Source organism: Streptomyces sp. MB09-02B (assembly GCF_033794485.1).
Taxonomy (GTDB): domain Bacteria; phylum Actinomycetota; class Actinomycetes; order Streptomycetales; family Streptomycetaceae; genus Streptomyces.
The window spans coordinates 1-1072 of record NZ_JARGEE010000905.1 but is presented as its reverse complement, the minus strand read 5'-3'; the positions used below and the strand labels follow the sequence as shown (position 1 = coordinate 1072).

Below are 1072 nucleotides of genomic sequence, written 5' to 3'. Positions count from 1 at the left end.
GACCGACAGCTACGACCAGCTCGACGACCGCCTGGTGTGCACGGACCCGGCCGAGCTGCCCGAGGTGCGTTCGTACTCGTGCGACGGGATCAACGGCGAACGCGCATTCACCGACGATGCAGTGCGTACCACCGTGCGCCAGCTCATGGACGAAAACACCTGGATCTCAGCCGCATTCGCTGTTGAAGGTATCGACCCCGAGGCCCTGACCTACAACACCCTGCACCGCTCAGCGTCCATGCTCACCCTCGACGCCGACCGCACCCAGGCCCTGCGCCACCTCGCCCGGACGGCGGGCACCACGCTCCACGCCCCCGTCCTCACGGCGTACTACCGCGCCCTCACCACCCTGACCGGCCGCCGCGACCTGGTCCTCGGCCTGGCCGTCACCGGCAGGGACGAGAGCACCGGCGACGCCCACCGCGTCTTCGGCCCGTTCGCCGAGGCGGTGGCGCTGCGCCCGGTGCCACCGTCCGACGACGCCGACCCCGCCCCGGGCTTCGACGAGGACCTCCGCCGTGTCACCGCCGAGACCATCGCGGCCCGCACCGCCGGCCCTCTGGACCTCCGTACGCCCCAAGGCCTGCCCCGTACCGCCCAGTTCTTCTTCACGTTCCTGGACTTCAGCTCCCTCGGCGCACCGCCCGACACCACGCTGTCGCTCCGGGCCGACGACAGCGACACCGAACTCGCCCCGCCGCCGGTGGGCACCGACGTCTTCCTGGCCGTACGCCCCACCCCGGACGGCAAGGGCCTGAGCATCACGGCGCGCGCGTCGTCGAGGGCCGTGACGTGTGACGAACTCATGCGCTTCGCAGGGGAGTTGAGAGGCGAACTGGAGGGAGAGGGATCACGCCACCGCGACACCCGCCTCGACGCGGCCCTCGTCGGCTACCTCCCGACCCCTCACCAACTGGCCGCCTTCGCCGGGCTCCCCGCGCACGCGGTCCCCAGCCGCGAACAGCTCCGCGCCCTCCTCTTCCCGGACGGCCGCCCCCGGGTCCCGCCGACCTCGGCCCTCTCCACCATCCTCCCCTGCCGACGAAAACCCTGTCGTTGCACCCATATGTCC

General features: G+C 71.7%; 1 protein-coding gene. It reads left to right on the top strand.

Annotated features, from left to right (window positions below; translation table 11 throughout):
- Positions 1-1072: condensation domain-containing protein (locus tag P1P70_RS44995; RefSeq protein WP_319248319.1), on the top strand; the 1072-nt coding region annotated here is incomplete at both ends.